The sequence below is a fragment of the Streptomyces sp. NPDC006134 genome, from assembly GCF_040628835.1.
Taxonomy (GTDB): domain Bacteria; phylum Actinomycetota; class Actinomycetes; order Streptomycetales; family Streptomycetaceae; genus Streptomyces.
Window position 1 is genome coordinate 1 of sequence record NZ_JBEXTV010000137.1, and the last position, 3,391, is coordinate 3,391.

The 3,391-nt window shown below is 72.3% G+C and carries 4 protein-coding genes; 1 reads left to right on the forward strand and 3 read right to left on the reverse strand.

Annotation, left to right across the window (positions count from 1 at the left end; translation table 11 throughout):
* Nucleotides 1–315: 315 nt before the first annotated feature.
* Nucleotides 316–1,323 (reverse strand): stage II sporulation protein M, encoded by a 1,008-nt coding sequence (locus tag ABZ340_RS36455; RefSeq protein ID WP_358786191.1) that lies wholly within the window; start codon nt 1,321–1,323, stop codon nt 316–318.
* 140 nt (nt 1,324–1,463) lie between these two features.
* Between ABZ340_RS36455 and ABZ340_RS36460 the strand changes: the two genes are divergently transcribed.
* Nucleotides 1,464–2,459, forward strand: coding sequence for an RDD family protein (locus ABZ340_RS36460; RefSeq protein ID WP_358786192.1), 996 nt, complete (start codon nt 1,464–1,466; stop codon nt 2,457–2,459).
* 46 nt (nt 2,460–2,505) lie between these two features.
* Here the strand turns inward: ABZ340_RS36460 and ABZ340_RS36465 are convergent, their stop codons facing one another.
* Both ABZ340_RS36465 and ABZ340_RS36470 read right to left on the reverse strand, forming a co-directional pair.
* Nucleotides 2,506–3,120, reverse strand: a complete 615-nt coding sequence (locus ABZ340_RS36465) for a hypothetical protein (protein ID WP_358786193.1) — start codon at nt 3,118–3,120, stop codon at nt 2,506–2,508.
* Nucleotides 3,121–3,296: 176 nt separating this feature from the next.
* Nucleotides 3,297–3,391, reverse strand: a 95-nt coding sequence (locus ABZ340_RS36470; protein ID WP_351650166.1) for an adenosylhomocysteinase, incomplete at its 5' end; no start/stop codon positions are given.

Below are 3,391 nucleotides of genomic sequence, written 5' to 3' on the forward strand. Positions count from 1 at the left end.
GCGTTTCCGACTCTATCAGATCGTTTTCCGATCCGATTTCCTCGGTTGCTTTCCAGGTTCCCGCTCTCGCGTTTCCCTTTCCGGCGCTTCCGACTTTATCAGAGTTTCGGGAGCGGCCTTACCGGCCTTCCGTTTCCGATTCATCGGGGGCTTCTGTGGAATCAATGTTCCGAGAAGCGAGTAGATACTCACTGTCGCTTGCGGGGCTGAGCCCCTGTCCAGGCAACTGTTTGAATCTACCTCCCCACTCGCTCCGTGTCAACGGCTCTTGTGGGGCGAAGAGGAGATTAGCAGCTCGGCAGGGGTGTCCGCACATCAGGCGGCGGTCGGGACCGTGGCGCTGCGCTCGGCCGCCTCGATGTCGCCGGTCTCTCCGGCACGGGCGGCTCGGCCGCCCACCACGTAGACGTAGGCGAGGAAGGCCAGCTCTGCCACGACTCCGATGCCGATGCGGGCCCAGGTGGGCAGGCCGGACGGCGTGACGAACCCTTCGATGGCGCCCGAGACGAAGAGGACCAGGGCGAGGCCGATCGCCATGCCGATGGCTGCCCGGCCCTCCTCGGCGAGCGCCGCGCGCCGGGTGCGCGGGCCCGGGTCGATGAGGGTCCAGCCGAGGCGCAGTCCGGTTCCGGCCGCCACGAAGACGGCGGTGAGTTCCAGCAGGCCGTGCGGGAGGACGAGACCGAGGAACGTGTCGAGGCGGCCGGCCGAGGACATCAGGCCGACACCGACACCGAGGTTGAGCATGTTCTGGAAGAGGATCCAGATGACCGGGAGTCCCAGGAAGACTCCCAGGATCAGGCAGAGCGCGGCGGCCCAGGCGTTGTTCGTCCAGACCTGGGCGGCGAAGGAGGCCGCGGGGTGGCTCGAGTAGTACGTCTCGTACTGGCCCCCGGGGCGGGTGAGCTCGCGCAGTTCGCCGGGGGCCGCTATGGACGACTGGACTTCGGGGTGGGTGCCGATCCACCAGCCCAGGAGGGCCGCCACCGCGGTCGACAGGAGAGCGGTGGGGACCCACCAGTGACGCGCCCGGTAGACGGCGGCGGGGAAACCGTGGGCGAGGAAGCGGGTGACGTCGCGCCAGGACGCGCGTCGGGTGCCTGTCACGGCTCCACGCGCGCGTGCCACCAGCTGGCTGAGCCGGCCGGTCAGCTGCGGGTCCGGGGCGCTGGACTGGATCAGGGAGAGGTGGGTGGCGGTGCGCTGGTAGAGGGTGACGAGTTCGTCGGTCTCGGCGCCGTTGAGGCGGCGCCGGCGGCGGAGCAGGGCGTCCAGGCGGTCCCACTCGGCTCGGTGGGCGGAGACGAAGACGTCGAGGTCCATCGGGGTGCCTGCTCCTGGGCTGTCGTCGGCGGCTCGGCGTGGATCGGCTTGGATCGGCTTGTCGTACTACTGCGGCGCGATGCGTCCTCAGCTTGGCAGACTGGCGGTGTCGGGGGCAGGGCAGGGGAAGGGCGGCAGGCGTGAGTGAGCTGGTGACGGGCGAGGCGGTGGCGTTGGAGCTGCGCCCCGCGAGGCTGCCCAGCAGGGCGCTGGCCGTGCTGCTCGATCTGGTGGTGGCCGTGGCCGTGTACGTCGCGGTGACCATCGCGCTGGTGGCTTCCACGGCCTCCTTGGACGAGGCGGCGCAGACGGCGCTGTCGATCGCCACGTTCGTGCTGCTGCTGGTGGGTGGGCCCGTCGTGGTCGAGACGCTCACCCATGGGCGGTCGCTCGGGAAGATGGCGTGCGGGCTGCGGGTGGTGCGGGACGACGGCGGGCCGATCCGGTTCCGGCATGCGCTGGTGCGGGGCTTGATCGGCGTGATCGAGATCCTGATGACGTTCGGGGTCGTCGCGTGCATCGCGTCGCTGGTCTCGGCGCGGGGGCGGCGGGTCGGTGACGTGTTCGCGGGGACTCTGGTCGTACGGGAACGGGTGCCTGTCGCTCCGGTGGCGTTCGTGCCTCCGCCTCCGCCGTGGCTGGCCGGGCGGTTCTCGGGGCTGGACCTGTCGGCGGTTCCGGATGAGCTGTGGCTCGCCGTGCGCCAGTACCTGACGCGGATGCGGGAGCTGGATCCGCAGGTCGGCTGGGCCATGGCGGAGCGGCTCGCCGCCGATGTCGCGGCTCGTACGGGGGCTCCGGCGCCGGAGGGTGTTCCGCCGGCGGCGTATCTGGCGGCGGTGGTGCAGGAACGGCAGGTCCGTGAGGCCCGGCGGGCTTTCGGGGGCGGTGCCGCGCCGGGGAGCGGCGGGGCCGCGGGGGCCGCGCCGGGTTACGCGGCGCCGGGTTCCGTGCCGGTCCGCTCGGCGCCGGTTCCCCGGGTGCCGTCCGGGGAGGTGCCCGTACGGCCGGCCGTCCCTGATGCCGGACGTGGCGCGGTGGCGGAGGAGGCTGTGGCGGGCGGGGCCGGGCCCGCGGTGCCGCAGGACCGGAGGCCGGCCGACCGGCCCGCCTCCGGTTTCGTACCGCCGGCGTAGAGCGGCAGCCGGGTGTCCGGGCCGCCGGTCGGTCGGTGCGGGTCTGTCACATGAACGCCGACGGTGGTGACTCGAGGTCCTCCAGTTCGATGCCCGGAGCCGCGAGCACCACGTCGCCGGCGATGTGCACGGCGTGCTGTTCGCCCGTGTCCAGGGCGGTGACCTGGTATTCGTCCACGGTGAGGGGGCCGTTGTCAGTGGCGTGTGTTTCGCTGTCCACCAAGGCCCAGGACTGGTCCACGGTGCGGGGGGCGAGGACCGGGTCCGTGAAGGCGACGAGGCGTACGCGGGTGGCCGCCGTGGAGGGGGTGAGGCGCAGGAGACGGGTGGTGGCGACGAGGAAGGCCGGGGAGGTACCGGTGAAGGCATGGGCGCGCACATTGCCTTCCGTGGCCTGGATCCCGGTGGGGTCGGTGCGGACCCAGGTGACGCCGTCGAGGGCGGCGCCGCGCACCTGCCAGTGGGCGGCGTGGAGTTCGAGGCGGAGGGGGCGGCCGAGTTCGTCGAGGGTGAGGTCGACGGAGCCGCTGTGGTCGCCCGCGGGGGTGGTCAGCCGGGAGACGTAGCGCCAGCCGGTGGGGCCGGGGGCGCACTGGAAGTGCTCTTCTGCGAGGGGGGTGTGGTCGTGCGGGTCGTGGAGCGAATAACGGCCGCGGGGCATGGGCGTCCTGGGTCGTACCGGGTCGGGTCGTGACGGGCTGGGCCGGGTCGCTGGTCCGCCAACGGGGCAGGCCCCCGGCACGGGGGTGCGGGGGCCTGCCTCGGAGGACCTGCCGTCGGCGGGCGCGTCCGCGCGCGGACGCGCCGGCCGTGGCCGCGGCGCGGTCTCGGTAGGGATCAGTAGCGGTAGTGGTCCGGCTTGTAGGGGCCCTCGACCTTGACGCCGATGTACTCGGCCTGCTCGGGGCGGAGCGTGGTCAGCTTCACGCCGA

Bases quoted from the DNA above. Each gene is read 5' to 3' on its own strand.
- ABZ340_RS36455 (WP_358786191.1), bottom strand. From the start codon at position 1,323: ATGGACCTCGACGTCTTCGTCTCCGCCCACCGAGCCGAGTGGGACCGC.
- ABZ340_RS36465 (WP_358786193.1), bottom strand. From the start codon at position 3,120: ATGCCCCGCGGCCGTTATTCGCTCCACGACCCGCACGACCACACCCCC.